The 22,676-nt window shown below is 42.6% G+C and carries 26 protein-coding genes; 14 read left to right on the top strand and 12 right to left on the bottom strand.

What is annotated here, in order from left to right:
• Positions 1-296 precede the first annotated feature (296 nt).
• Together ACVW2L_RS00815 and mce are read right to left on the bottom strand one after the other, a co-directional pair.
• On the bottom strand, positions 297-626 hold the full coding sequence (locus tag ACVW2L_RS00815) for a hypothetical protein (RefSeq protein WP_457126046.1): 330 nt from the start codon (positions 624-626) through the stop codon (positions 297-299).
• A gap of 129 nt (positions 627-755) precedes the next feature.
• A complete protein-coding gene (mce, locus tag ACVW2L_RS00810) occupies positions 756-1,154 on the bottom strand; it encodes a methylmalonyl-CoA epimerase (protein ID WP_457126045.1) in 399 nt (132 codons plus the stop codon).
• Between the two features lie 96 nt (positions 1,155-1,250).
• On the opposite strand from mce, the gene ACVW2L_RS00805 reads away from it, so the two are divergent.
• From ACVW2L_RS00805 to ACVW2L_RS00795, 3 genes are all read left to right on the top strand, one after another.
• Positions 1,251-2,462: an IscS subfamily cysteine desulfurase gene (locus ACVW2L_RS00805; RefSeq protein ID WP_457126044.1), complete on the top strand. Its 1,212-nt coding sequence runs from the start codon at positions 1,251-1,253 to the stop codon at positions 2,460-2,462.
• Between the two features lie 118 nt (positions 2,463-2,580).
• Complete coding sequence (iscU, locus tag ACVW2L_RS00800) at positions 2,581-2,994, top strand: Fe-S cluster assembly scaffold IscU (protein ID WP_294795241.1); 414 nt, start codon at positions 2,581-2,583, stop codon at positions 2,992-2,994.
• Between the two features lie 125 nt (positions 2,995-3,119).
• Positions 3,120-3,446: a HesB/IscA family protein gene (locus ACVW2L_RS00795; protein ID WP_457126043.1), complete on the top strand. Its 327-nt coding sequence runs from the start codon at positions 3,120-3,122 to the stop codon at positions 3,444-3,446.
• 181 nt (positions 3,447-3,627) lie between these two features.
• Here ACVW2L_RS00795 and ACVW2L_RS00790 read toward each other — a convergent pair whose 3' ends face one another.
• Complete coding sequence (locus ACVW2L_RS00790) at positions 3,628-3,924, bottom strand: nuclear transport factor 2 family protein (protein ID WP_457126042.1); 297 nt, start codon at positions 3,922-3,924, stop codon at positions 3,628-3,630.
• A 157-nt stretch (positions 3,925-4,081) separates the two neighbouring features.
• Complete coding sequence (locus ACVW2L_RS00785; protein WP_457126041.1) at positions 4,082-4,246, bottom strand: hypothetical protein; 165 nt, start codon at positions 4,244-4,246, stop codon at positions 4,082-4,084.
• Positions 4,247-4,474: 228 nt separating this feature from the next.
• Here ACVW2L_RS00785 and ACVW2L_RS00780 point away from each other — a divergent pair, with 228 nt between their 5' ends.
• The 3 genes from ACVW2L_RS00780 to ACVW2L_RS00770 all read left to right on the top strand — a co-directional run bounded on the left by ACVW2L_RS00780 (position 4,475) and on the right by ACVW2L_RS00770 (position 6,986).
• The gene (locus tag ACVW2L_RS00780; RefSeq protein ID WP_457126040.1) at positions 4,475-4,708 is read left to right on the top strand and encodes a hypothetical protein; all 234 of its coding nucleotides are present in this window, start codon (positions 4,475-4,477) and stop codon (positions 4,706-4,708) included.
• The gene (locus ACVW2L_RS00775; protein ID WP_457126039.1) at positions 4,693-4,998 is read left to right on the top strand and encodes a type II toxin-antitoxin system RelE/ParE family toxin; all 306 of its coding nucleotides are present in this window, start codon (positions 4,693-4,695) and stop codon (positions 4,996-4,998) included. The genes ACVW2L_RS00780 and ACVW2L_RS00775 overlap by 16 nt, the downstream gene beginning before the upstream one ends.
• A gap of 77 nt (positions 4,999-5,075) precedes the next feature.
• The gene (locus ACVW2L_RS00770; protein WP_457126038.1) at positions 5,076-6,986 is read left to right on the top strand and encodes an AMP-dependent synthetase/ligase; all 1,911 of its coding nucleotides are present in this window, start codon (positions 5,076-5,078) and stop codon (positions 6,984-6,986) included.
• Between the two features lie 118 nt (positions 6,987-7,104).
• Here the strand turns inward: ACVW2L_RS00770 and ACVW2L_RS00765 are convergent, their stop codons facing one another.
• The 3 genes from ACVW2L_RS00765 to ACVW2L_RS00755 form a co-directional block, all read right to left on the bottom strand.
• The gene (locus tag ACVW2L_RS00765; RefSeq protein ID WP_457126037.1) at positions 7,105-7,788 is read right to left on the bottom strand and encodes an HAD family hydrolase; all 684 of its coding nucleotides are present in this window, start codon (positions 7,786-7,788) and stop codon (positions 7,105-7,107) included.
• Between the two features lie 100 nt (positions 7,789-7,888).
• Positions 7,889-8,614: an SDR family oxidoreductase gene (locus ACVW2L_RS00760; RefSeq protein WP_457126036.1), complete on the bottom strand. Its 726-nt coding sequence runs from the start codon at positions 8,612-8,614 to the stop codon at positions 7,889-7,891.
• 72 nt (positions 8,615-8,686) lie between these two features.
• On the bottom strand, positions 8,687-9,580 hold the full coding sequence (locus ACVW2L_RS00755) for an AraC family transcriptional regulator (protein WP_457126035.1): 894 nt from the start codon (positions 9,578-9,580) through the stop codon (positions 8,687-8,689).
• Between the two features lie 79 nt (positions 9,581-9,659).
• Here ACVW2L_RS00755 and lysS point away from each other — a divergent pair, with 79 nt between their 5' ends.
• Both lysS and ACVW2L_RS00745 read left to right on the top strand, forming a co-directional pair.
• Complete coding sequence (gene lysS / locus ACVW2L_RS00750) at positions 9,660-11,381, top strand: lysine--tRNA ligase (protein WP_457126034.1); 1,722 nt, start codon at positions 9,660-9,662, stop codon at positions 11,379-11,381.
• Positions 11,382-11,609: 228 nt separating this feature from the next.
• Positions 11,610-11,819 carry a hypothetical protein gene (locus ACVW2L_RS00745; RefSeq protein WP_457126033.1) on the top strand — a complete coding sequence of 70 codons (210 nt, stop codon included), beginning with the start codon at positions 11,610-11,612 and terminating at the stop codon, positions 11,817-11,819.
• Positions 11,820-11,873: 54 nt separating this feature from the next.
• Here the strand turns inward: ACVW2L_RS00745 and ACVW2L_RS00740 are convergent, their stop codons facing one another.
• Positions 11,874-12,422, bottom strand: a complete 549-nt coding sequence (locus ACVW2L_RS00740; RefSeq protein ID WP_457126032.1) for a DUF2892 domain-containing protein — start codon at positions 12,420-12,422, stop codon at positions 11,874-11,876.
• 81 nt (positions 12,423-12,503) lie between these two features.
• Between ACVW2L_RS00740 and ung the strand changes: the two genes are divergently transcribed.
• The gene (gene ung, locus ACVW2L_RS00735) at positions 12,504-13,184 is read left to right on the top strand and encodes a uracil-DNA glycosylase (protein WP_457126031.1); all 681 of its coding nucleotides are present in this window, start codon (positions 12,504-12,506) and stop codon (positions 13,182-13,184) included.
• Positions 13,185-13,249: 65 nt separating this feature from the next.
• Here the strand turns inward: ung and ACVW2L_RS00730 are convergent, their stop codons facing one another.
• Positions 13,250-13,720: an Lrp/AsnC family transcriptional regulator gene (locus ACVW2L_RS00730; RefSeq protein ID WP_294794146.1), complete on the bottom strand. Its 471-nt coding sequence runs from the start codon at positions 13,718-13,720 to the stop codon at positions 13,250-13,252.
• Between the two features lie 114 nt (positions 13,721-13,834).
• On the opposite strand from ACVW2L_RS00730, the gene ACVW2L_RS00725 reads away from it, so the two are divergent.
• The 3 genes from ACVW2L_RS00725 to smpB all read left to right on the top strand — a co-directional run bounded on the left by ACVW2L_RS00725 (position 13,835) and on the right by smpB (position 16,941).
• Entirely contained in the window at positions 13,835-14,485 is a 651-nt protein-coding gene (locus ACVW2L_RS00725) for a metal-dependent transcriptional regulator (RefSeq protein WP_457126030.1), read from the top strand.
• Positions 14,482-16,365, top strand: coding sequence for an Nramp family divalent metal transporter (locus ACVW2L_RS00720; protein ID WP_457126029.1), 1,884 nt, complete (start codon positions 14,482-14,484; stop codon positions 16,363-16,365). Before ACVW2L_RS00725 ends, ACVW2L_RS00720 begins: the two co-directional genes overlap by 4 nt.
• Positions 16,366-16,488: 123 nt before the next feature.
• Positions 16,489-16,941 carry an SsrA-binding protein SmpB gene (smpB, locus tag ACVW2L_RS00715; RefSeq protein WP_457126028.1) on the top strand — a complete coding sequence of 151 codons (453 nt, stop codon included), beginning with the start codon at positions 16,489-16,491 and terminating at the stop codon, positions 16,939-16,941.
• A 100-nt stretch (positions 16,942-17,041) separates the two neighbouring features.
• On the opposite strand, the gene ACVW2L_RS00710 is transcribed toward smpB, so the two are convergent.
• Positions 17,042-17,698, bottom strand: a complete 657-nt coding sequence (locus tag ACVW2L_RS00710) for a protein-L-isoaspartate(D-aspartate) O-methyltransferase (protein ID WP_457126027.1) — start codon at positions 17,696-17,698, stop codon at positions 17,042-17,044.
• Positions 17,699-18,035: 337 nt separating this feature from the next.
• Positions 18,036-18,947: a metallophosphoesterase family protein gene (locus tag ACVW2L_RS00705; protein ID WP_457126026.1), complete on the bottom strand. Its 912-nt coding sequence runs from the start codon at positions 18,945-18,947 to the stop codon at positions 18,036-18,038.
• A gap of 339 nt (positions 18,948-19,286) precedes the next feature.
• On the opposite strand from ACVW2L_RS00705, the gene ACVW2L_RS00700 reads away from it, so the two are divergent.
• Both ACVW2L_RS00700 and ACVW2L_RS00695 read left to right on the top strand, forming a co-directional pair.
• Complete coding sequence (locus ACVW2L_RS00700; protein ID WP_457126025.1) at positions 19,287-19,643, top strand: hypothetical protein; 357 nt, start codon at positions 19,287-19,289, stop codon at positions 19,641-19,643.
• A gap of 58 nt (positions 19,644-19,701) precedes the next feature.
• Positions 19,702-20,013, top strand: coding sequence for a hypothetical protein (locus tag ACVW2L_RS00695; RefSeq protein WP_457126024.1), 312 nt, complete (start codon positions 19,702-19,704; stop codon positions 20,011-20,013).
• Positions 20,014-20,188: 175 nt separating this feature from the next.
• On the opposite strand, the gene priA is transcribed toward ACVW2L_RS00695, so the two are convergent.
• A complete protein-coding gene (priA, locus tag ACVW2L_RS00690; RefSeq protein WP_457126023.1) occupies positions 20,189-22,675 on the bottom strand; it encodes a replication restart helicase PriA in 2,487 nt (828 codons plus the stop codon).
• Between the last annotated feature and the right edge of the window lies 1 nt (position 22,676).

The following is a 22,676-nucleotide window of genomic DNA, read 5'->3' as shown; positions in this document are numbered from 1 at the left end:
CGAATCTTAGTTCAGACAAATAATGGCGTTACCTGCGGCCCACGCTATCCGCTCATACGCCTGCAGGCCTTAGGCTCGTGGCCGGTATCCGCTGCTATCGCTAACGCAACAAGAGAATATGTTGGGGAAGTTAATAATTTGGATTATGGATTCTTCATATAGGCTAACCCTCTGCAACCATCAGGGTCACCAACACTTAAAAGAATGTACAATATATTTGATTTTTTGAAAATCAAATTACCTGTTTGTAATCCATCGATCTCCATAATACAAACGCCTTTATCACAAGTTAAACCTCATTTTCCAGCTTTAGTAATATATTGACCGTTAGGTTCTCCAAAATCGTCCGTTAGCCAATCAGGGGCATTTACAATTTCACAGGTCTTATCATCCTTCAAATTGATAGTGCTATTTGAAATTCTTGAGTAGTTACCCTCATATTTCATTACCTTTTTAGAATAATCGGTCAGGTTATAACTGCCAATCAACTCGCGCTCTTTAACATCTTTTACTTCTTTGAAACCCATATCCCACATACAAAACAAAGGATGGCAGCCTTGTAAGAACAAAAGCATGAGGCAAAAAGACAGTATAATGGTTGACTTATATAATTGATTATTTTTCATGTATGTTCAATAAATAACCACAACTCTCACAAACCAACCGTTTATATCTTGATCGACATTCTCTATAGTCCTCAAATCCATAAAAATCATCGTTCATAAAACTGCCAACTAAAAACTGCCCACTGCTAACTAAATACTCTGTACCAACTCCACCAACACCCCACCCGCACTCTTCGGGTGCACAAAACAAACCAGTTTATTATCGGCACCCGGCTTGGGGTCATCACTTAACAAAACAAAACCTTCACTTTGTAATCTTGCCATTTCGGCAACTATATCATTCACCTCAAAGGCTATGTGGTGTATGCCCTCTCCTTTTTTCTCTAAAAATTTGGCTATTGGGCTATCTGCTGAAAGGGCTTCCAACAGTTCAATTTTATTGGGGCCGCTTTGCAAAAAGGCTGTGGTTACCTGCTCTGTTAGTACAGTTTCGGTTTTGTACACAACGGTATTTAGCAGCTTCTGGTATAAAACAACAGACGAGGCCATATCCTTAACGGCTATACCTATATGCTCTATTTTGTTCATGTCCAAATATTGTAAATTATTAGCTTAGTGCAGTTGCATAGAATGATTTTAAATAAAAGTTTAATATCTTTGTGTAATATAATATACAGTACAATTATGGAATTGCCAATATACCTTGACAACAATGCTACTACCCCAATGGACCCACGGGTGCTTGAAGCTATGCTGCCTTATTTTACCAATAAGTTTGGTAATGCAGCCAGCCGCAACCACCATTTTGGATGGGTGGCCGAAGAGGCCGTTGACTATGCGCGCGAGCAGGTAGCAAAATTAATAGGTGCAAGCGAAAAAGAGATCATTTTTACTTCGGGCGCTACCGAGTCGGATAACCTGGCTATTAAGGGCGTTTTTGAAATGTATAAAGAAAAAGGCAACCACATTATAACAACGGTTACCGAGCATAAAGCAGTATTAGATGCCTGCAAACACGTTGAAAAATTAGGTGGCAAAGTAACTTACCTGCCGGTTAAAGAAGACGGCTTAGTTGACCTTGCTTTGTTAGAGGCTGCCATGACGCCCGAAACCATCCTGGTATCGGTAATGTATGGTAACAACGAGATTGGTGTGATACAACCTGTAAAACAAATATCAGACATTGCCCACAAACATGGCGCTTTGTTTATGACTGACGCTGTACAAGCTGTTGGTAAAATACCGGTTGACGTTAACCGCGACGGTATTGACCTTTTGGCTTTATCGGCACATAAATTTTACGGACCTAAGGGCGTTGGCGCTTTATACGTACGCCGTAAAGGACCACGTGTTAAAGTTACTGCGCAAATGGACGGTGGCGGCCACGAACGCGGTATGCGCTCTGGCACCTTAAACGTACCGGGTATTGTTGGTTTAGGTAAAGCCTGCGAACTTTGCTTACTTGAAATGGAAAGCGAAGCGGCACGTTTATCAGCCCTGCGCGATAAATTACAGGCGGGCGTAAGCGTGTTAGAAGAAAGCTATGTAAACGGCAACGTTGATCATCGCTTACCGCACGTAGCTAACATCAGCTTTAAATATGTTGAAGGCGAAGGTTTAATGATGGCTATGAAAGATCTTGCGGTATCATCAGGTTCTGCGTGTACATCAGCATCATTAGAGCCATCTTATGTATTGAAAAGCTTAGGTCTTTCAGACGATCTGGCACACTCTTCGATACGTTTTGGCTTAGGCAGATTTACTACCGAAGAGGAAGTTGATTACGCAATTGAAGTAACCAAAACAGCGGTTACCAACTTGCGCAACATGTCGCCACTTTGGGAAATGTTTAAAGAAGGCATAGACCTTGACTCAATTGAGTGGGCAGAACACTAAGAGGATTTGTAAATATGCAGATGTGCGAATGTGCAGATGCTTGTTAAAAATATAAAAACGAGTGATTTGAGAAGAATCACTAATTCACTCAATCACTAATTCAATAATTAAAAAGAAAATGGCATATTCAGATAAAGTAATCGATCATTATACCAACCCGCGCAACGTTGGTACTTTAGACAAAAGCAGTCATAAAGTAGGTACCGGCCTTGTTGGTGCACCTGAGTGCGGCGACGTAATGCGCCTGCAAATAGAAGTTGGCGAAGACAACGTAATTACCGACGCTAAGTTTAAAACTTTTGGCTGCGGTTCGGCAATCGCTTCATCATCATTAGCTACAGAGTGGCTAAAAGGCAAAACCATTGACGATGCTATGAAAATTGACAACATGGATATTGTTGAAGAGCTGGCATTACCACCGGTAAAAATTCACTGCTCTGTTTTAGCAGAGGATGCTATTAAAGCAGCCATTAATGATTACCGCGTTAAAAACGGTATGGAAGCTTTAGAGCTTGAAAAATCACACCATTAATAAATTAGATGTGAGACGTTAGATATGAGACGTGAGACTTATATCTGATTTTAATTATTACCTGGTTTGGGTGTGATGTGTGGCTGTTGTCTCAAATCTCAGATCTCAAATCTCAAATCTCCAAAATGGTAACTATAACTGATAAAGCAAAGGAAAAAATAGATAACCTGATGCACGATTCGGAGCTTGATGCTTCGTATTTTCTGAGGGTATCTGTTCAGGGCGGGGGTTGCTCGGGGTTATCGTATAACCTTGATTTTGATAACGAAGAAAAAAAGGGCGACCAGTTTTTTGAAGACCGCGGCATACGTATGGCTTTGGATATGAAATCTTTTTTATACCTGGCTGGAACCGAGCTTGATTTTAGCGACGGATTAAATGGTAAAGGTTTTGCCTTTAACAATCCTAACGCAAGCCGTACCTGCGGTTGCGGCGAGAGTTTCTCGGTTTAATTTTTTTGATTGATTACACGGATTAATTTCTAATTGCACAGATATTAAAAGCGCTCCACCATGGTGGAGCGCTTTTCTTTTACACATTTGTCATGCCGAACTTGTTTCGGCACCTCACACGCTAAGCGCGCGTTCCTGTCCTTTGGGATGCTGAAACAAGTTCAGCAAGACGGGAGGTTTATCAAAACATCCCATTTTCATGCATCATCTTCTCGGGCACAGGTTGCTTGGCACCCCAATGCCCCGTAAGTTTTCTCCCCTCAAACTTAAAAATATCAAATAAGGCTATTGATCGCTCGCCATCTTTCGCTTCGGCATGAATTGCTGTAAGATTTCCTTCTGATATTATACGATGAATGGTCACTGCGTGGTTAGCGTAAAGCCGGGTTAAGAAAAGCTTCGTGTCGTCAACAACAACATTCTGCTCAACTTTTATAAAGGGCTTGGTATCGCTGTTTGTTCCTCGGTCACATCCCAATGCTCTGCCGCTTTCCCATCCTGCATACGGAACACTTCAATTACCCTTATATCTTTCCCCATAAAGTGCAGGTCAAGGTGCGCTACAACAAGGTTGCCGTTTTCTATAAGATGTTCTATAGGCGACTTGTCTGTTTCTGCTACTGGCGGCAGTGTTTTTAAAATTCCACCATTTCAAAAAGGCCTTGCCGGCCATCTTTACCCATGGGGCTGTGTTGTATATAGTCTTCCCGAACATATTGGGGTATCAGCTCACTTTTGCGCTCGCGTACTACTTGCCGGTAAAAACCGACTATTATGTTTTTATTGGATGTTTGTTCCATCACATTGTGTTGTTGTGGCAGGTTTTACCCGCCGGGATAATATAATTGCTTGAATTTGGGCAAAGCGACATACCTGCCGCAATGACGGCATTCGCCCTTTGATAGGATGGATCAGAGATGATCCGTACTTAGTATGTGATGATAGTAATTATGGTATAAAGATAATTAATTAACACTGCATACAATACTTTACATATGCTGTTGTTTAACAATTTTGTATATTTACTTATGGATTTGCAGGCAGAAAAAATGAATATTTTGCAAACTATAATGAGCACAACTGACGAAGGGCTTATTATGGATGTAAAAGCTTTTTTGGGAAGCAGAAAAGCTGATTGGTTTGATGAGCTAACAATTGAGCAACAAACTGATGTATTGGAAGGCTTAGCACAGGCAGACAATGGCGAAACAGTAACTCATACTGAAGCAGTGAAGCTTTTTGCAAAATGGGGCCTGAAATAATTTGGACCAAGAAGGCTATCAACACCTTTAGTCATCGAATAAATTATTTACAGGAAAATTGGACCGAAAAGGAAATTTTCAACTTCAGCGAACGGGTTAATGAGTATTTAGTTACGCTTAAAACCCAGCCCTTGATGTTCCGAAAGTCAACTCGATTAAAGCATACTCATATTGGTGTTATTATCAAGCAAGTTTCTTTGATTTACCGTATCAAACCAAAAAGTAATACTATTGAACTGATTGCCTTTATTGATAATAGGCAAAACCCAAAAAAACAGCAATACCAATAGTTATTTACGGTAATCAACTGCCATAACGCCATTATTATTTTATTAGATTTGTTGGTATAAACCACTTTTAACCACCAATGAGCCAGCCTACCGAGCGCCCAACCATACCCAGCTTAATCAGATATCTGGTAAAAAATATCCACCCGGATACGCAGCCTTTTTTATCCCATAAAGTGGGCGATACCTGGGTTGATATTACTTACGCCGAGGCATTAGAAAAAATTGATGCCATATCTGCATGGTTTTTAAGCATCGGCATCAAAAAGGGTGATCGCCTGGCTCTTATTATGGACAACAGTCCCGATTATATTTTGTATGATCAGGCGCTGCAACAAATTGGCGGCGTAAATACTTCCATCTACCCTACTCTTTCTGAAACTGAAGTTGAGTACATATTAAATGATTCGGGGGCCAAAACCATTTTAGTGGGCAGTACTTTTCTGTTCCGTAAAGTGATAAAAGTGGCAGATAATTGCCCCGAACTGATCCGCATTATAGCCTGCGACCGCGCCGAAAGAAATAAAGAAAAGTCAACATTAAAAGCGGGCTTAACCGGACTGAACGCTGTAATTGATGAGGGCCGTAAGCTATTGCCCCAATATCAACAGGCTATAAATGCTGCCCGCGAAGCGATCTTGCCGTCTGACCTTTCCTGTCTTATTTATACATCTGGTACTACCGGCACGCCAAAAGGTGTAATGCTTACGCATTACAACCTGGTTGAGAATGTGCGCACCAGCCTCATCCAGATCCCGGTTGTTGAAAAGACGGACCTTTTCCTGTCGTTCCTGCCGCTATCCCACGTTTTTGAGCGGACCGCCACTTACCATATTTGCTTGTATGCTGGCTGTAAAATTGCCTTTGCGCAAAGCCTGGAACTGCTGGCCCGGAACATGGGCGAGGTAAAACCAACCATCATGAACTGCGTGCCGCGCCTGCTGGAGCGCATACACGATAAAGCCATTAAAAGTGGTACTGATGCAGGCGGCATAAAGGCCAGGATATTTTTATGGGCACTAAAAATTGGCCGTGCTTACCGATTAGCTAAAGAAGCCGGTAAATCGCCCGGTATAATATTGAGTGCCGAATATGCACTGGCAGAAAAACTGGTGTTCAGCAAGATAAAAGAAAAGACCGGCGGCCGCTTGAAGTTTATGATATCTGGCGGCGGTGCTTTACCCAAGAATATTGGCGAATTTTTTGGCGATCTGGGCATTAAAATACTGGAAGGTTTTGGCCTTACAGAAACTTCGCCCGTTATGGCTGTTACCGAATATCACCGTCAGGTTTATGGAACGGTTGGCCGGATTATACCGGGTATTGAAGTCGGGATCCAAAATGTAGATACCAAACACATCTACACGATACAAACGCACGATACTTTTAAAGAAGATTTTCAGTCTGATGAGGGCGAGATCATCGTTCGTGGCCATTGTGTAATGAAAGGCTACCTCAACAAGCCCGAAGAAACTGCGACCGCCATTGATGAAAATGGCTGGCTCCATACCGGCGATATCGGTAGGTATTTTAAGGGCAACCTACAGATTACAGACCGACTTAAAAACATGCTGGTTAACGCCTATGGCAAGAACATTTACCCTACACCTGTAGAGAACACTTACTTAAAAAGCCCCAAAATTGAAGGTGTATTTTTAATTGGCGATAAGCGCGAACACATTACCGCTATTATTATCCCGGCACGAGAAACCTTGCAGGAAACCTTCAAGCTTACAGAAGCTTACTTTGAGCAACCCGATGTATTTATTGAAGATAAAGAGATAAAAGACTGGATAGCGAAAGACATCAAGATCTACTCTAACGAACTGGCTAAGTTTGAGCGCATTAAAAACTTTAAGGTAAAACGCAAACCATTCAGCATGGAAGAAGGTGAGATAACACCCACCATGAAAGCCAAACGCAAGGTAATTGAGAAGAAGTATGCAGATGCGATAGAGGATTTGTATAAGCAGGAAGTAGAAGCGGATTAATAAAATAATAAAATTGTCATTCTGAGCGATAGCGAAGAATCCTGTATGTAATGCTAAGCAAAGCGCTTAAATTGAAAGGGTATAAGATTCTTCGCTATCGCTCAGAATGACAGAAAGGTTATATTAGCTCCAACACTTCCCTTATTCCCTCCACATTTTTAAAGCGTTCATTATCAATGCTCCCCTCAATCTGCTCGTGCGCCCAGGTGATGTGGAAAGGCACATGGATGGCGTGGCCGCCAATGTTGAGCACTGGCAGCACATCGCTTTTAAGGGAGTTGCCTATCATTAAAAACTCATCCGGCTGTATATCCAGGTGTTTAAGTAGTTTCAGGTAGTTAGGCTCATCTTTTTCAGACATCACCTCTACGTGGTGAAAGTAATCCATCAGACCAGATTTTTTAAGTTTACGTTCCTGGTCCAGCAGATCGCCTTTGGTGGCTACTACCAAACGGTATTTGCCTTTTAAAGCCGACAGCACATCCTCAACCCCATCCAGCAGCTCAATAGGCTGGTTAAGCATTTGCCGCCCCAATTCTAATATCTGCGCAATGCCCTGGGCGTTAATTGTACCGCCACTTATGGTTAACGCGGCTTCCATCATCGAAAGAATAAATCCTTTAATGCCGTAGCCGTACAACCCCAGGTTTGCTATCTCAATTTTCAGCAACTCCCGCTCCAGGTCGCGTTCGCTCATGTACTCGCCCATCAGGGCACAAAACTTTTCTTCTGAGGCTCTGAAATAGGGCTCATTCACCCAAAGGGTATCATCGGCATCAAAAGCTATAACTTTGATATTCATGAGGTAAATTTAAAGATTAGTTATTGAAGATTAAAGATTGGATATTAAGCTTTCGATTGCAGCATTAAATAACCTGTAATCTTCAATAACTAGTCACTATTTACCACGGGCTTTCCTGGTTGTCGCTTTCTATATCCTGACTAAAGAACTTTCCGTTTGGACCATCAGCTCCCAGCGTAGCATAATTAACAATAATTGCAGCGGCATCTTCTATTTTGCCCGGGCCATTGTGATGATTAAAATCTGTTTGGGTATAGCCGGGATCTACCGCATTTACCTTAAAGGCAGTGTCTTTCAATTCGTAAGCCAAAACAACGGTGTAAGCGTTTAACGCCGTTTTTGATGTGCCGTAAGCTGCAGTTTTAACCTGATAGTATTGCCAGTTGGGATCGCTGTGCAGGGTTAACGAACCAAGACCGGACGTTACATTAACGATCCTTGGCGCTGCCGATTTTTCTAAAGTGGGTAAAAAGGTTTGCGTTACGTTTATAGCGCCAAAAAAGTTGGTATCATACACTTCGCGAATAGTGCCTAAGTCCACCGTTTGTGCGCTTTGCTCCATGCCGCCAAGTATACCGGCATTATTGATCAATACATCCAGCTCTGCTACTTTTTTACCTGCCGCTTCAACAGATGCAGGGTCGCTTACATCTATCTGCAATAACTCAACATTATCAAAGCCCTCGCCTTTTAGTTTATTCACCGCCTCGTCGCCCCGCGAAGCATCCCGGCTGCCTAAATAAACGAAGTATCCTTTTTTTAATAATTGCCTTGCTGTTTCAAAGCCAATGCTTTTATTGGCCCCTGTTATCAATGCTTTTTTCATTTCTGTATCTTTTTGATTGTATGATACAAAGGTACAGCCCAGCTTTACGCTGCAATGTCACTATCATAGGTTTCAATGGTACATTTTGCGGATGTTTGTACGATAAGCCGCCGGGGTTGATTGAACAATACGTTTAAAGAACCTGTTGAAGTAAGATGCATCTTCAAAACCCAGGTTAAAAGCTATCTCTTTTATAGAATTATCAGTATGGAACAGCAGGCGTTTGGCTTCCAGTATAATGCGTTCATGTATATGTACAATGGCAGGTTTGCCGCTTTGCTCTTTAACAACATCACTTAAATGGCCTGCACTTATATTTAGCATGCCGGCATATGCCGCTACCTCATGTTGCTTTAAATAATCGCTTTCAATCTTCTCTAAATACTTTTTTAACAGCGCCCGGTCTGCATGCAAACCAAACGGGCTGAATTGTTCAGTATATAATCTGCTTAAATAAATAAACAGAATGCGCATATAGCCCATTAACATGCTGTTGGCCCAGTTGCCCCCGGCCAGGTTTTCTTCGTACACCTTCTCCAGCATATCCTCAACAAATTCCACGTCTTTCTCGTTCAAACTAAGCTCATGTTCGCTATGCGGGTTTTGTATTATGGGTAATTGCCGTAACAAACTATTCTCTTCCATGGCTAAAAATTCTGCAGTAAACGCCACAATTATCCCCTTTACGGGCTTGGCTTCCTCTTTTAAATGCACCTGGTGCGGGGTACTGAAGTGAAAAGAATTGTTGGTAAGCTGGTAAGGTTTGGTGTCTATCCAATGCCGGCTGCTGCCTTCCTTTACAAATGCCCAAAAAAAATAATCCTTACGGTGCGGTATTAAAAAATCTGCGCGGATAAGGTTAACCGTTCCATCAGCTTTTACAATGCTGAACATTTTACTGCCGGTAGCCAGATCAGGCGCGAGCGGATATTTAGGAATTACAACTTCGGTATCAATAGCGTACATAAGTCAAAGTTAAGCTAATCCTGTGCACACCAATAAAAAATCCTATTTTTGCAGCCTTAATAAAATAGCGTTACACAACATGAGTATTGCATTATCCGAACAGGAAATTATTCGTCGCGAATCTTTACAACAGCTTCGCGCTTTAGGTATTGACCCCTATCCTGCCGAAGAGTATAAGGTTACCGCCTTCGCACAGGACATTGCCGATAATTTTAATTCTGCGCCGGATAAGTATAAACAGGTTACCATAGCCGGCCGCATCATGACGCGCCGCATTATGGGCAGCGCTTCTTTCTTTGAGATACAGGATAGCACCGGCCGTATGCAGGTGTACATTAAACGTGATGACATTTGCCCTGACGAGGACAAAACTTTATACAACACTGTATTTAAAAAACTGCTGGATATTGGCGACTATGTAGGCGTTAAAGGCTTTGTATTTACCACCCAAACCGGCGAAATCTCTGTACATACCGAGGAGTTGACCATACTGGCAAAATCATTAAAACCACTTCCTGTTGTAAAACGCGACGAGGACGGCAACATCCACGATGGGTTTACCGACCCTGAAATGCGTTACCGCCAGCGTTATGTGGATTTAACAGTTAACCCTGATTTTAAACAGATCTTCATCAAACGCTCAAAAGTTATCAGCGCCATGCGAGATTTCTTTAACCAACAGGGATGGATGGAGGTGGAAACACCCATACTGCAAGCCATACATGGTGGTGCGGCGGCTCGTCCGTTCAATACGCACCATAATACTTTAGATATGCCTCTTTATTTGCGCATAGCTAACGAGCTGTATTTAAAGCGCCTTATTGTTGCCGGTTTTGATGGCGTATATGAGTTTGGCAAAATGTTCCGTAATGAGGGCATGGACCGTACCCATAACCCGGAGTTTACCGCCATGGAGATCTATGTAGCTTATAAGGACTATGTGTGGATGATGAACATGGTAGAGACCTGCCTGGAGAAGGTTACCCGCGCCGTACACGGCATTGCTGCTGTGCAGGTGGGTGGTAACGAGATCAACTTTGCAGGGCCTTACACCCGCTTATCAATGTATGATTCTATCCTGAAATATACAGGCATTGATGTATCTGCCATGGACGAAGCAGGCTTGCGCGAAACATGTGCAGAACTGGCGATTGAGGTAGATGCTACTATGGGCAAAGGCAAACTGATTGACGAGATCTTTAGCGCGAAAGTTGAAGCCAGCCTGATACAGCCAACCTTTATAACCGACTACCCTATTGAAATGACCCCGCTGGCTAAAAAGCACCGCAGCAAAGAGGGTTTGGTAGAGCGTTTTGAATTATTTGTAAACGGAAAAGAAATAGCAAATGCCTACTCAGAACTGAATGACCCGATAGACCAACGCGGGCGCTTAGAAGAACAATTGATCTTGGCCGGCAGAGGTGACGACGAGGCGATGGCGATGGATGATGACTTTTTACGCGCGCTTGAATATGGCATGCCGCCAACATCAGGATTGGGTATTGGTATTGACCGCCTGGTTATGCTGATGACCAACCAAAGTACCATACAGGAAGTATTGTTCTTCCCGCAAATGCGTCCTGAAAAGAAAGCAAAAGTTGCTACAGCTGATGACTTTATTAACATTGGCGTACCAGCAGAATGGGTGCCTGTACTGAATAAAATGGGCTTTAACACTGTTGAAGAGTTAAAAGCGGGCAACCCTAACAAGGTGTTTAATGATTTAGGCGGGATGCGTAAAAAACTAAAGCTGGATATTACCATGCCAACTAAAGAAGAGGTGATGGCTTGGTTTGCGTGATCTCCCACTGTCATGCTGAACTTGTTTTAGCACCTCACAAACTTAAGCCTGCGGGTATGATGGGGTGCCGAAACAAGTTCGGCATGACAGCATAAAAGTCAAAGCAAGTTACCTAACTAATAATTAACATCAGTTATTAACAATTCTTTAATATAAACATAAAATTATCAAAACTTTGGCATTGAATGTGTTGAGTATTTTTACGAACACACATTTATTAGATAAGTTATGACTAATTCTATTTTAGAGATCACGGAAAACGAATACCTGATTAAACTAAACAGACAAAATTTTAATCTGTCGTTTATCAGAAGTTTGTTAAAAATTGTTGAGGTTGCTGATCCGGCTGCCGAAGCTGAAGTAACAGAAAGATATACATCAAGAGCTGACTTCAGCAGATCTGAACCAGGCTATTTCGGTTCTATCGAAGAAAAATAGGCTTTAAAACCGTTGGTTTTAAAGCCTATTTTATTTTACCCATTTACCTATACCTTAATACTGCGGGCGAAAGCCTTTTACTACTTGCTTATCCATTTGGTTTAGCTGGCCCTTCATCATCTTTATCTGATCTGCCAGCAGCTTGTTTTTATCATCCTTAGTAGCTTCTGATAAGTACATCTGTGCTTCGCGTTTGTTTCGTTTTGCCATTGAAATACCTGCAAGGCTTATTTTAGCCAATGCTGTGTTATGAGACATGGTCATGCCCAGCGCCAAAGCCTTTTTAAAGTACTTTTCAGACTTCAATGGTGCCTTACGCGACTCGATTAAACCTATAAGCAAATTGTAATATCCGTGCTGGTTTTTATGCAATTGCTTTTCGTAATCGGTTATTTTCAATAACCACTCTTCAGATTTTTCAGTATTCTCTTTCCGCAAATAATATTGCGCTATCAGCATATTCTCATTGAAGAAAAAGGTAAGCAGGATAAGGCCCCCAATAAAAAACACAGGTACACCCCATCCCCAAAAACCAAAAACACAAAGTGCTATTGATCCTCCTAAAACTGCGCAAGCTATTACAAGCCGGATAATATTTGACATAATTTTCTTTTGTTCCTGTTAAAATTCAGAGTGCAAATATCCGTTTATTTGTACTGTAAATCAACAGCTGCATTAATATTTATGGCGATAGAATTAGAACCTTCGTGGTTGCAAGTTTTGGGTAATGAATTTGAAAAAGATTACATGCTAAAACTGAAGCAGTTTTTAAAAGAGGAGAAACAAGCCGGCAAAATTATTTACCCAAAGGGAGGCGACATTTTTAATGCATTTTGGAAAACACCTTTTGATAAACTTAAGGTAGTGATTATAGGGCAAGACCCTTACCATGGTGCTAACCAGGCGCATGGTCTATCCTTCTCTGTGCAAAAAGGCATATCAACTCCACCATCGCTTCAAAATATCTACAAAGAATTAGCTACAGATATCCCCGGCTTTGTTATCCCGCGAAGCGGAGATCTGACCCATTGGGCCGAGCAAGGTGTTTTACTGTTAAACGCCACGCTTACCGTGCGCGCCGGCGAAGCTGGTTCACATCAAAAAAAGGGCTGGGAACAATTTACAGATACAGTGATAAAAACCATATCTGATAAAAAAACGGGCGTAGTATTTATCCTTTGGGGAGCCTACGCGCAATCAAAAAGTGTATTGATAGATGATACAAAACACCTGGTGATCAAATCAAGCCACCCATCGCCCATGGCTGTTATAAAAGGTAATTTTTACGGATCAAAGCCCTTCTCAAAAACAAATGCTTATTTAGAGAAGACGGGGAAGAAAGCTATTGATTGGCAAATTTCTTAGAGAAGCAAGAATCATGAGCCAAGAATCAAGATTAAATTTCATGTCTTGACTCTTGATTCTTGATTCTAATATTCAAGCGGCACTATAGGCTCCTTCTTACTCGTGCTCATTATCATCATGGTTTGGAAGGTTTTAACTACGCTTATGCGGCTGATCTTTTCCATGATGAGCTGTTCATACGATTTAATATCTCGCACGTAAACTTTCAGTACAAAATCGCATTGGCCGGTTACGTGATGGCACTCCGTTATTTCTTTTATGTTCTTTATCTCGTCGATAAACGTTTGTATAGTATTTTTCTGATGAAAATCAAGCGAGATCTGGATGAAAGTTTTAATACCAAGGCCAAGCTTCTCCTCATCCACCAGTGCATGATAGCTTTTAATGTAACCGGCATTTTCTAATTTACGCACGCGCTCTAAAGTGGGCGCCGGCGACAGGCCAATTTCATTGGATAACTGAAGATTGGTTATCCTTCCGTTTTCCTGTAAAATTTTAAGTATCTGCAGATCAATCTTATCTAATTCAGCGGCCATGGTGACAAATTTTTGTACAATTTACAAAATTATATTTTTTTAAAAGTTCAAAAAAAGAATAAAATTCTTTACAATTTTTTAGACAAGTCTAAATTTATAATTAGATTTGTTTAAATGAATACATTAGCCGAAGAGAATTATTTAAAAGCCATCTATCACTTATCGTTAAACAACGTGAGTGTGAGCACCAATCAAATTGCTGCATCGCTAAACACAAAAGCGGCCTCGGTTACGGATATGTTGAAAAAACTTGCAGAAAAACTTCTGATAAATTACGCTAAATATCAAGGCGTTAGCTTAACACCGGCAGGTGAAAAAATTGCAGTGAACATTATAAGGAAACACCGGCTTTGGGAATATTTTTTGGTAGAGAAATTAAATTTTAAGTGGGACGAGGTGCATGATATGGCCGAAGAAATGGAGCATATCTCGTCATTAGAACTGATAGACCGCCTTGATAAATTTATGGGCTACCCCAGGCACGACCCACATGGCGACCCTATACCCGACCGTAATGGTAATATTAAAAAGAACAACCTTGTTAGCGTGGCCGAGCTTGAAGTAAATAATTGCGGAATAGTATCAGGCGTGCGCGACCACTCGCCTGCATTTTTGCAATATCTTGAAAAGCTGCAACTTATTATCGGAAAAAAAATAGCTGTTATTGATGTGATTAATTATGATAGATCAGTCGTGTTGAGCATGGAAGGCAACAGCATTAACATAAGCCGCGAAGTGGCAAGTAATTTATTAATAGCACTATGAGCACAGGGAAGGAATCATTAAGCAATGTGCACAGCTCTGTGCAAACCGCCAACAAAACCGGCTGGCGAAAGATCCTGGCCTTTATTGGTCCGGCTTACCTGGTAAGCGTTGGCTATATGGACCCGGGCAACTGGGCAACAGATATTGCCGGTGGCAGCGCCTTTGGATATAGTTTAATATGGGTGTTGCTGGCCTCTAACCTCATAGCGCTGCTTTTGCAATCGCTAAGCGCGCGGTTGGGTATAGTGCGTGGGCTTGATCTGGCACAGGCGTCAAAAAACACCTATCCCGGCATAGTTAATTTCTTTCTATATATACTGGCGCAACTGGCCATTATAGCTTGTGATCTGGCTGAGATTATAGGTATGGCTATTGGTTTACAGCTGTTATTTGACCTGCCGCTGATATGGGGAGTATCGCTTACTATAACAGACACCCTGCTGATGCTGTTTTTGATGAACAAGGGCATGCGCAAATTGGAACTATTTATTGTATCTATGATATTTATAGTGGGACTATCGTTCCTGATAGAAATGTTTATCGTTCAGCCGGATGTTGTGGAGGTAGCCAAAGGTTTTATACCGGGCAATTTATCAGGCAATGCGCTTTACATAGCCATAGGTATAATAGGCGCTACCGTGATGCCGCATAACCTGTACCTGCACTCATCATTAGTGCAAACCCGCCAGATAGTGCGCACCGACGAAGGCATTAAAACAGCCATAAAGTTCAACTTTTTTGATACCGTAATTGCGCTCAACCTTGCGTTTTTAGTAAACGCTGCCATATTAATTTTGGCTGCCAGTGCATTTTTCAAAAACGGCTACTTTCAAATTGCTGAAATACAGGATGCGTATAAGTTACTGGAGCACATTTTTGGTAAAATTGCACCTGTCCTCTTTGCCGTAGCGCTGATAGCCGCCGGTCAAAGCTCTACTATAACCGGCACCCTGGCGGGCCAGATCATCATGGAGGGCCATATCAATCTGCGCGTTGAGCCCTGGCTGCGCAGACTGTTAACACGGATACTGGCCATTGTACCAGCTGTATTTACCATATTGTATTATGGCGAAGATGGTTTGGGTAAGCTTATTATTTTAAGTCAGGTAGTGTTGAGTTTGCAATTGGGGTTTGCTGTTATCCCGCTCATACACTTTACCAGCGACAAAAAAAAGATGGGCAAATTCGCAATTGGCAAATGGGCCAAAATAGGCGCATGGGCCAGCGCCATTGTAATTGTAGGGCTCAATGGCAAACTGGTTTACGAGCAGATCTATGGGTGGATAAATGAATCGTCAGGTATAACGCTGGTATTAATCTACGCGCTGGTGATACCTGCGGTAGCAGGGATTGTAACTTTGCTTCTGTACGTATTTTTAAGGCCGCTACTATTTAAACATAAGGATAACCCGATATTTGTTCCGCATGGTATTGCAACTGTGATTAGTGATCTGGATGCCATACAGTATCACCATATAGGCATAGCTATTGATTTTTCTAAGAACGATACCAATACCATACGGCATGGCATAATGCAGGGCGGTAACAAAGCCTTGTACACCCTGATACACGTAGTAGAGACAGCCGGCGCGCAATACAACGGCGTTGAGGTAATGGACCATGAAACACAAAGCGACGTAGACAATATTAATCAGTATGTGGCTGCTATGCAAAAGCTGGGCTACAACGCACAGGCTAAAGTAGGCTTTGGCATGGCAGCAAAATCAATAAGCAAGATAGTGCTTGAGGAAAAGATAGAGTTTGTAGTGATGGGCTCGCATGGGCATAAGGCGCTAAAGGACCTCATCTTCGGTACCACAGTAAATAAAGTAAGGCATATGATAGATGTGCCGGTATTGGTGGTTAAGCCGTTGAGGTAGTTTACTAGTGACTGGTTGATTGGTGATTAGTTGCTTTTCTGAAGGTAATGCCAACTATGCCGCAGACAACTAATCTCTAATCACCAATCAACTAATCACTAAAATGCATAAGTTTGCAGAGCGATGAGTCAGGATAAAGTCTACATAAAGAATAAGAAAGCCTATTTTGAGTACCAGATACTGGATAAATACACCGCCGGTATACAATTGCTGGGTACCGAGATAAAATCTATCCGAGACGGTAAGGCCAACATAAACGATGCCTTTTGCACTTTTATGGGCGGGCAGTTGTACGTGCGCAATCTGCATATCTCTGAATACTCCTTCGGCTCGTTCTATAACCACGAAGCCAAACGCGACCGTGTGCTGCTCCTCAACAAAAAAGAACTGAAGAAGCTACTAACCCGCGGCGAAGAAAAAGGATTAACCATTGTGCCCCTCGCCCTCTTTATCAGCGAGCGCGGTTTTGCAAAGTTGGAAATAGCCCTGGCCCAAGGCAAGAAAACCTTCGACAAACGCGAAAGCCTCAAAGAGCGCGATACTAAGGTGGAGATGGATAGGGCGATGAAAAGGTAGGTTTGATTTCGGATTTCGAATGTTCGATTTCGGATTTACATCTTTACATACCAAGTCAAACCTTTTAAATTCGAAGCGAACATCCGAAATTCGAAATCCCCTACCAGGCTCTCTCCCCTACCAACGGTACAAACCTGAAGGTATCTAATACATGCTTTTCGTAATCGTGCTCAGCGGTTTTTAGGATGGTAACCATTTTTTGCGATTCTGCATCACCAACAGGGATAACCAATATGCCGCCAATATTCAACTGACCGAGTAACACATCAGGCACCGTAGGGGCGCCGGCGGTTACAATGATCTTATCAAATGGTGCATGCAGGGCTATGCCCTTTGAGCCGTCGCCGCAAAAAAAGCGGGCGCGGTAACCTATATGGGGCAATACCTGCTTGGTACGTTCGTAGAGTTTTTCCTGGCGCTCAATGGTGTAGACTTTGGCGCCTACCTCAATTAACACGCAGGTTTGGTAGCCGGAGCCTGTGCCAATTTCCAACACTTTATCGCCTTTTTTAATGTGCAGCAGTTCTGTTTGGTAGGCTACAGTATAAGGTTGTGATATGGTTTGCCCCTCGCCTATAGGGAAGGCAATGTCTTTGTAGGCCTGCGCCCAGAAGGTTTCGTCGAAGAAATAATGGCGGGGAACTTTACCTATGGCCTCTAACACTTGGCGATCCTCAATACCCTTCTTTTTCAGCTCATCAACCAGCTTTTTGCGCGCGCCCTGCTCCCGGTAATTATCAACGTATTTATATGCCATTCTATAGCAAAGTTAACACGATTTGGCGCATTTAAACCTTGAAGCAAGGCAGATTTAAGTATGTGCCTGATAATCTGTTTTGTTCAATTTTTACAGTTAAATATGGGTGTTGCAAAAAAAACACGTTCCCCATGCAACAAAAAAGTTAATTAGTTGATTAAAAGCAAATTAAGCCTAAAACGCACAATAAACCTAAGCAAGCAAATTCAACTGTAAATACATCTTAAAATATTGATTATCAAGAAATTGAAAATTTTAAAAATTGCGTATTCTCGCCTCTTTGTGCAACACAATAGCAACAGATTAGCAACATTTTTGCAACACCGTTTTTTGAAGCTTAGTTAACCTCAAAACTTAGCCCATCTGCAAAGGCAGTAAAATCGGGTGTTAGCTTGCGCGATAGCACATCCAGTTTGGCGCCTTGCCGCCGTATTTCCAGGTAATGAAAAATGGGTTTATAGTCGGCTGCCAAATCGTTCATAACGGCATTATTGGGTCGCACATCCTGATGCAGACCGCCGCCGCCCCCAATAACAACAAAGTTTTTACCCTGTACTTTAAACTGTTCGTAGTTATGCGAATGCCCCGAAAGGAATAAGGCGCATTTAGCCGACGCTAAAAAAGGTTCCACAAAATATTGCTGTACCTGTGCAGATGGCTTAACAATTTTACTGTTGGTATAAGGGGAGTGGTGACACCCAACTAAGATGAGCTTTATAGCCGGATCGGCATCAAGATCCTTTAGTTTTTGTTTATACCAGCTGTTCTGTTTGCTGATATCTGCCGCAATCATTGCCCCGAAATTAGAATTGAGCAAAACCACAGCCACTGAATCAACCACCACAGTAAAGCCCGTTGGTTCGTAGGTTGGGAACCTCGTTTTAAAATTCTTCATGCCTTTTTTGGCATTGAACATCACATCATGGTTACCTAACGTGGCGTATACCGGGATAGAATCTTTCGAAGCCTGCCCCATGTACAGGTCTATATTTTTCCAGGCCCGCGCTTTTTTTCCGGATGATACTACATCGCCCAAAATAAAAAACGCCCGGGGTCGCCGTGCCCCAACCTCCTTAAATATCATTTGAGTAGCCTCCAGGTTATGGTCGGCTTTAAGAAAAAGTTTCTCTACCCACATGGGTTCCTGCGTGTCACTGGCAAAGGCCAGCAGGGGCGGCTTTTGCTGTGCAACTGCCGCATTTTGAACGGTTAATAATGCCAGTAATAATATGTAAGCAAATGGGCGCATTGTTTAAAAACGAGCTTGAGGCAATTTAATTGCAAGTTAACGTTTTTTGAGTTTTCCATAGCGATGGGTTTGAAACTATGAGTGTTCAAAACATTGTTAGCCACTAGAACTCCTTCATCGGGGAAGGGTGCGGCTGGTGGTGAAATGGCGGGAAGGGGTTAATAAAGTGGCTAAAACCCCTCCCTACACCCTCCCAGAGGGAGGGAATCGCACCGCCCACCGCTTCTTTTTAAATCTTTCGAACACTCATAGTTTCAAACCCACCGGTATGGGAACGCGATTCACTTCCATCAAAACAATATATTCAAAAGTAGTGTTTTAGTAAAGTTACCTACCCCTATGAAAAAGTACCGATTTTTAAACATCGCCTTAGCAGCGGCCATTCTTGCTATTGGCGCAACCGCTTGCAAAAAAGACGAAAAAGTGCATGCTAACACTGCAATAATTTTAAGCGGATCAAATCCGGGAGTAAATAGCTGCGGCTGGTTAGTAAAGGTAAAGGACGATACTGACATAACTAACGCGCAGAATAGTTTAAAACCCGTTAACCTGCCCCAGCAATATCAAACAGACGGGATGCATGTAAAAATAACCTATACTGTTCCAGACATGCCGGTTATTCAATGCGCGTCCGGCCCGGCCGACTTACAAGGTTATACGCAAATAAATATTTTGAGCGTTCAGCAAGTAAATTAATATGCGGCTATTGTAGCAAACAAGCGTTAGCGTACGTTTCATCAATAAAAAACCTGCAATGAAAAACTTAAACTTTAAATTACTACTGCTAACTGCATTGATCTTCACGCTAAGCATCTCGGCGTGCAAAAAAGACAACCCTGTATTTACTGATGCTACCGTTATAAACGCCGGCGCAGTTGCAGCAGATGGCTGCGGATGGGTAATAAAAATTGGCGATACCAACTATAGCCCAACCAACTTAAGCCAGGAGTTTAAACAAACCGAGCTTAAAGTAAGTATTCGTTATCGCACATTAACCACAAAATTTGAGTGCGGATGGGGTCAAAAAATATCCGAGATCACGTTGTTGGAGATAAAGAAGAGATAGGTTATCCTTCTTACCCCATATCGATGGGTTTAAACTCATCAATATGGGGTAAGAAATTATAATCTTTACAGCGCGTGAGGTAGGTGTCAGCCTGAGCTTGTCGAAGGGCGTGCGTAAAGGCCCGCTCACCATGGTTCGACAGGCTCACCATGACAATTTCTTATTTTGACTGCGCTTAATACGGATCAACATCCGCTTGCACAATACTACCCTTGCTAAGTTTTGTTGTTTGAAACTGCGTTATTACATCGCGTATGGTGGCTTTTACCTTATTTACAGAAACGCCATCCTTTTCAAATTTAAGCATGACGGATTTGATGTAATAGTTGCGTATACGGCTAACTAAAGGCGTTTCCGGACCAATTACTCTATCGCCAAAGCTTTTGCGCAGCTCGGTAGCCAAATAAGCCGCCTGGTTATATAACATCTCCGGGTCCTTATGTTTTATGTCGAGGTTAATAACCCTGTAAAACGGCGGGTAATTAAAACTCTTGCGCTCCTCCATTTCGGTAAAATAAAGGTCGCGGTAGTCGTTCTCAATAACCTGTTTAATTACACGGTGCTTAATATCATAGGTTTGTATCACTACTTTGCCCTGCTTGCCCCTGCGGCCTGCCCTGCCGCTCACCTGGGCCAACATCTGGTAGCTGCGTTCATTGGCACGATAATCCGGGAATTTAAGCATACTATCAGCATTGATAATACCTATAACGGTAACATCAGCAAAATCAAGCCCCTTGGCTACCATTTGGGTACCCACCAAAATATCTATCTTCTTTTCTTCCAGGTCATTCAATATATTTTGCAGCGAGTTGCGCGAGCGGGTGGTATCCAAATCCATCCTTGCTATCCTTGCATCGGGCAGCAGCATGGCCAGTTCGTCCTCAATCTTTTCCGTACCGAAGCCTTTGTATTCCAGGTGTGTTGATCCGCAAGCCGGGCAAACAGATGGCGTATCTTCTTTATAGCCGCAGTAGTGGCAATGCAATTTGCCACTGTGTTTGTGGTAAGTAAGGCTTACATCGCAATTAATACACTTAGGCGTGTAGGCACAAACTTTACACAATAGCACCGGTGCGTAACCTCTTCGGTTTTGGAACAGTATCACCTGCTCTTTATTTGCCAACGCCTGCTGTATATCTAACATTAAAACGCTGGTAAAGTGCGATTGGATGGTTTTCTTTTTAGTTTCCTCTACAATGCTTACCACTTCTGTAACTGGCAACGCTGTACCGCCAAAACGCTCGGTAAGTTCTGTTAAACCATATTTGTGGGTGCGTGCATTAAAATAGCTCTCGAACGATGGCGTGGCCGACCCTAACAGTACTTTGCCACTGTGCATATTAGCTAAAAATATAGCCGCGTCGCGGGCATTGTAGCGCGGTGCAGGGTCATATTGTTTGTAAGATACTTCGTGCTCCTCATCAACAATAATTAAACCCAGATCCTGAAAAGGCAAAAATACTGCGGAGCGTGCGCCCAGCACTACTTTGTACTCATTGTTCAGTACTTTCTGCCAAACCTCTACCCTTTCATTATCATTAAAGCGCGAATGGTAAACACCTATGTTGGCACCAAAATACTGGCGCAAACGCTCAATTATATGTGTGGTGAGAGCAATCTCCGGCAAAAGGTAAAGCACCTGCCTGCCTTGTGCTATGGCTTCCTCAATTAATCGAATATAGATCTGCGTTTTGCCGGACGAAGTGACGCCATGCAACAGCACTACATCTTTTTGTTCAAACTGATGCTGAATGCTTGCTAAGGCTTCCTGTTGCTGCACACTCAATTCAAAAACGTCAAATATGCCTTCATCCTCCATATGCAAGCGGCTCACATTTTTCTCCTGCGCTATAAAAACCTCTTTCTCAATCAGCGAGCTGATGCTTGATGCTCCTGCACCGCTTGCTTCTATCAATTCGTTTTTTGAAATAGCTTTTTGCTGCCGCGATAATTTAATATAGGCCAGTACCGCATCTGCCTGTTTGGGGGCACGTTTTTCCAGAATGCTAAATAACTCCCTTAGTTGGTCCTGGTTTTGATAAACCGGGTTAAGCGCCAAAAAGGTACGCATGCGGGGTTTGTACCGCTCGCTTACTTCTTCGGATATGTTGATAACGTTTTTCTCAAACAGCAGCTTCAATATGGGCATTACTGTTTTTTGGCCCAGCAGCTTGGCAATATCGCTTACTGTAAGTTCGGGCTGCAGGTCAAGCGCGTCCACTATCATAAACTCGCGGTCGTTCAGTTCTGCTTTATCAACCAAAAACTCGCGGTTAAGCGTTATTTTAGTTTCGCTGGCCAGTTTTAATGCTGATGGCAGGGCTGCGTTCATTACCTCGCCATCATTACACATATAATACTCTGCCATCCATTTCCAAAAGCCGAGTTGTGTTTCGGTAACAACGGGGCGGTCATCCAGCACCTCCAGTATATATTTGGCTTCGTATTTATCTGGCGGGGTTTCAGTTATTTTATCAATAATAGCGGTATACATTCTGCTTTTGCCAAACTGCACCACCACGCGCTTACCTACCTGCACGGCGCTGTTCATTTCAAACGGCACGCGGTAAGTATAATTTTTGGCGAGCGCCAAAGGCAGTATCACCTCAACAAAAAAGGTTTTACGCGAGTGGAAAGTAGCGTCGGCAAATTCAAGCATC

The sequence above is a fragment of the Mucilaginibacter sp. HD30 genome (assembly GCF_054061755.1).
The sequence above is the reverse complement of the archived record's forward strand: the minus strand, read 5'-3'. Positions and strand labels throughout refer to the sequence as shown.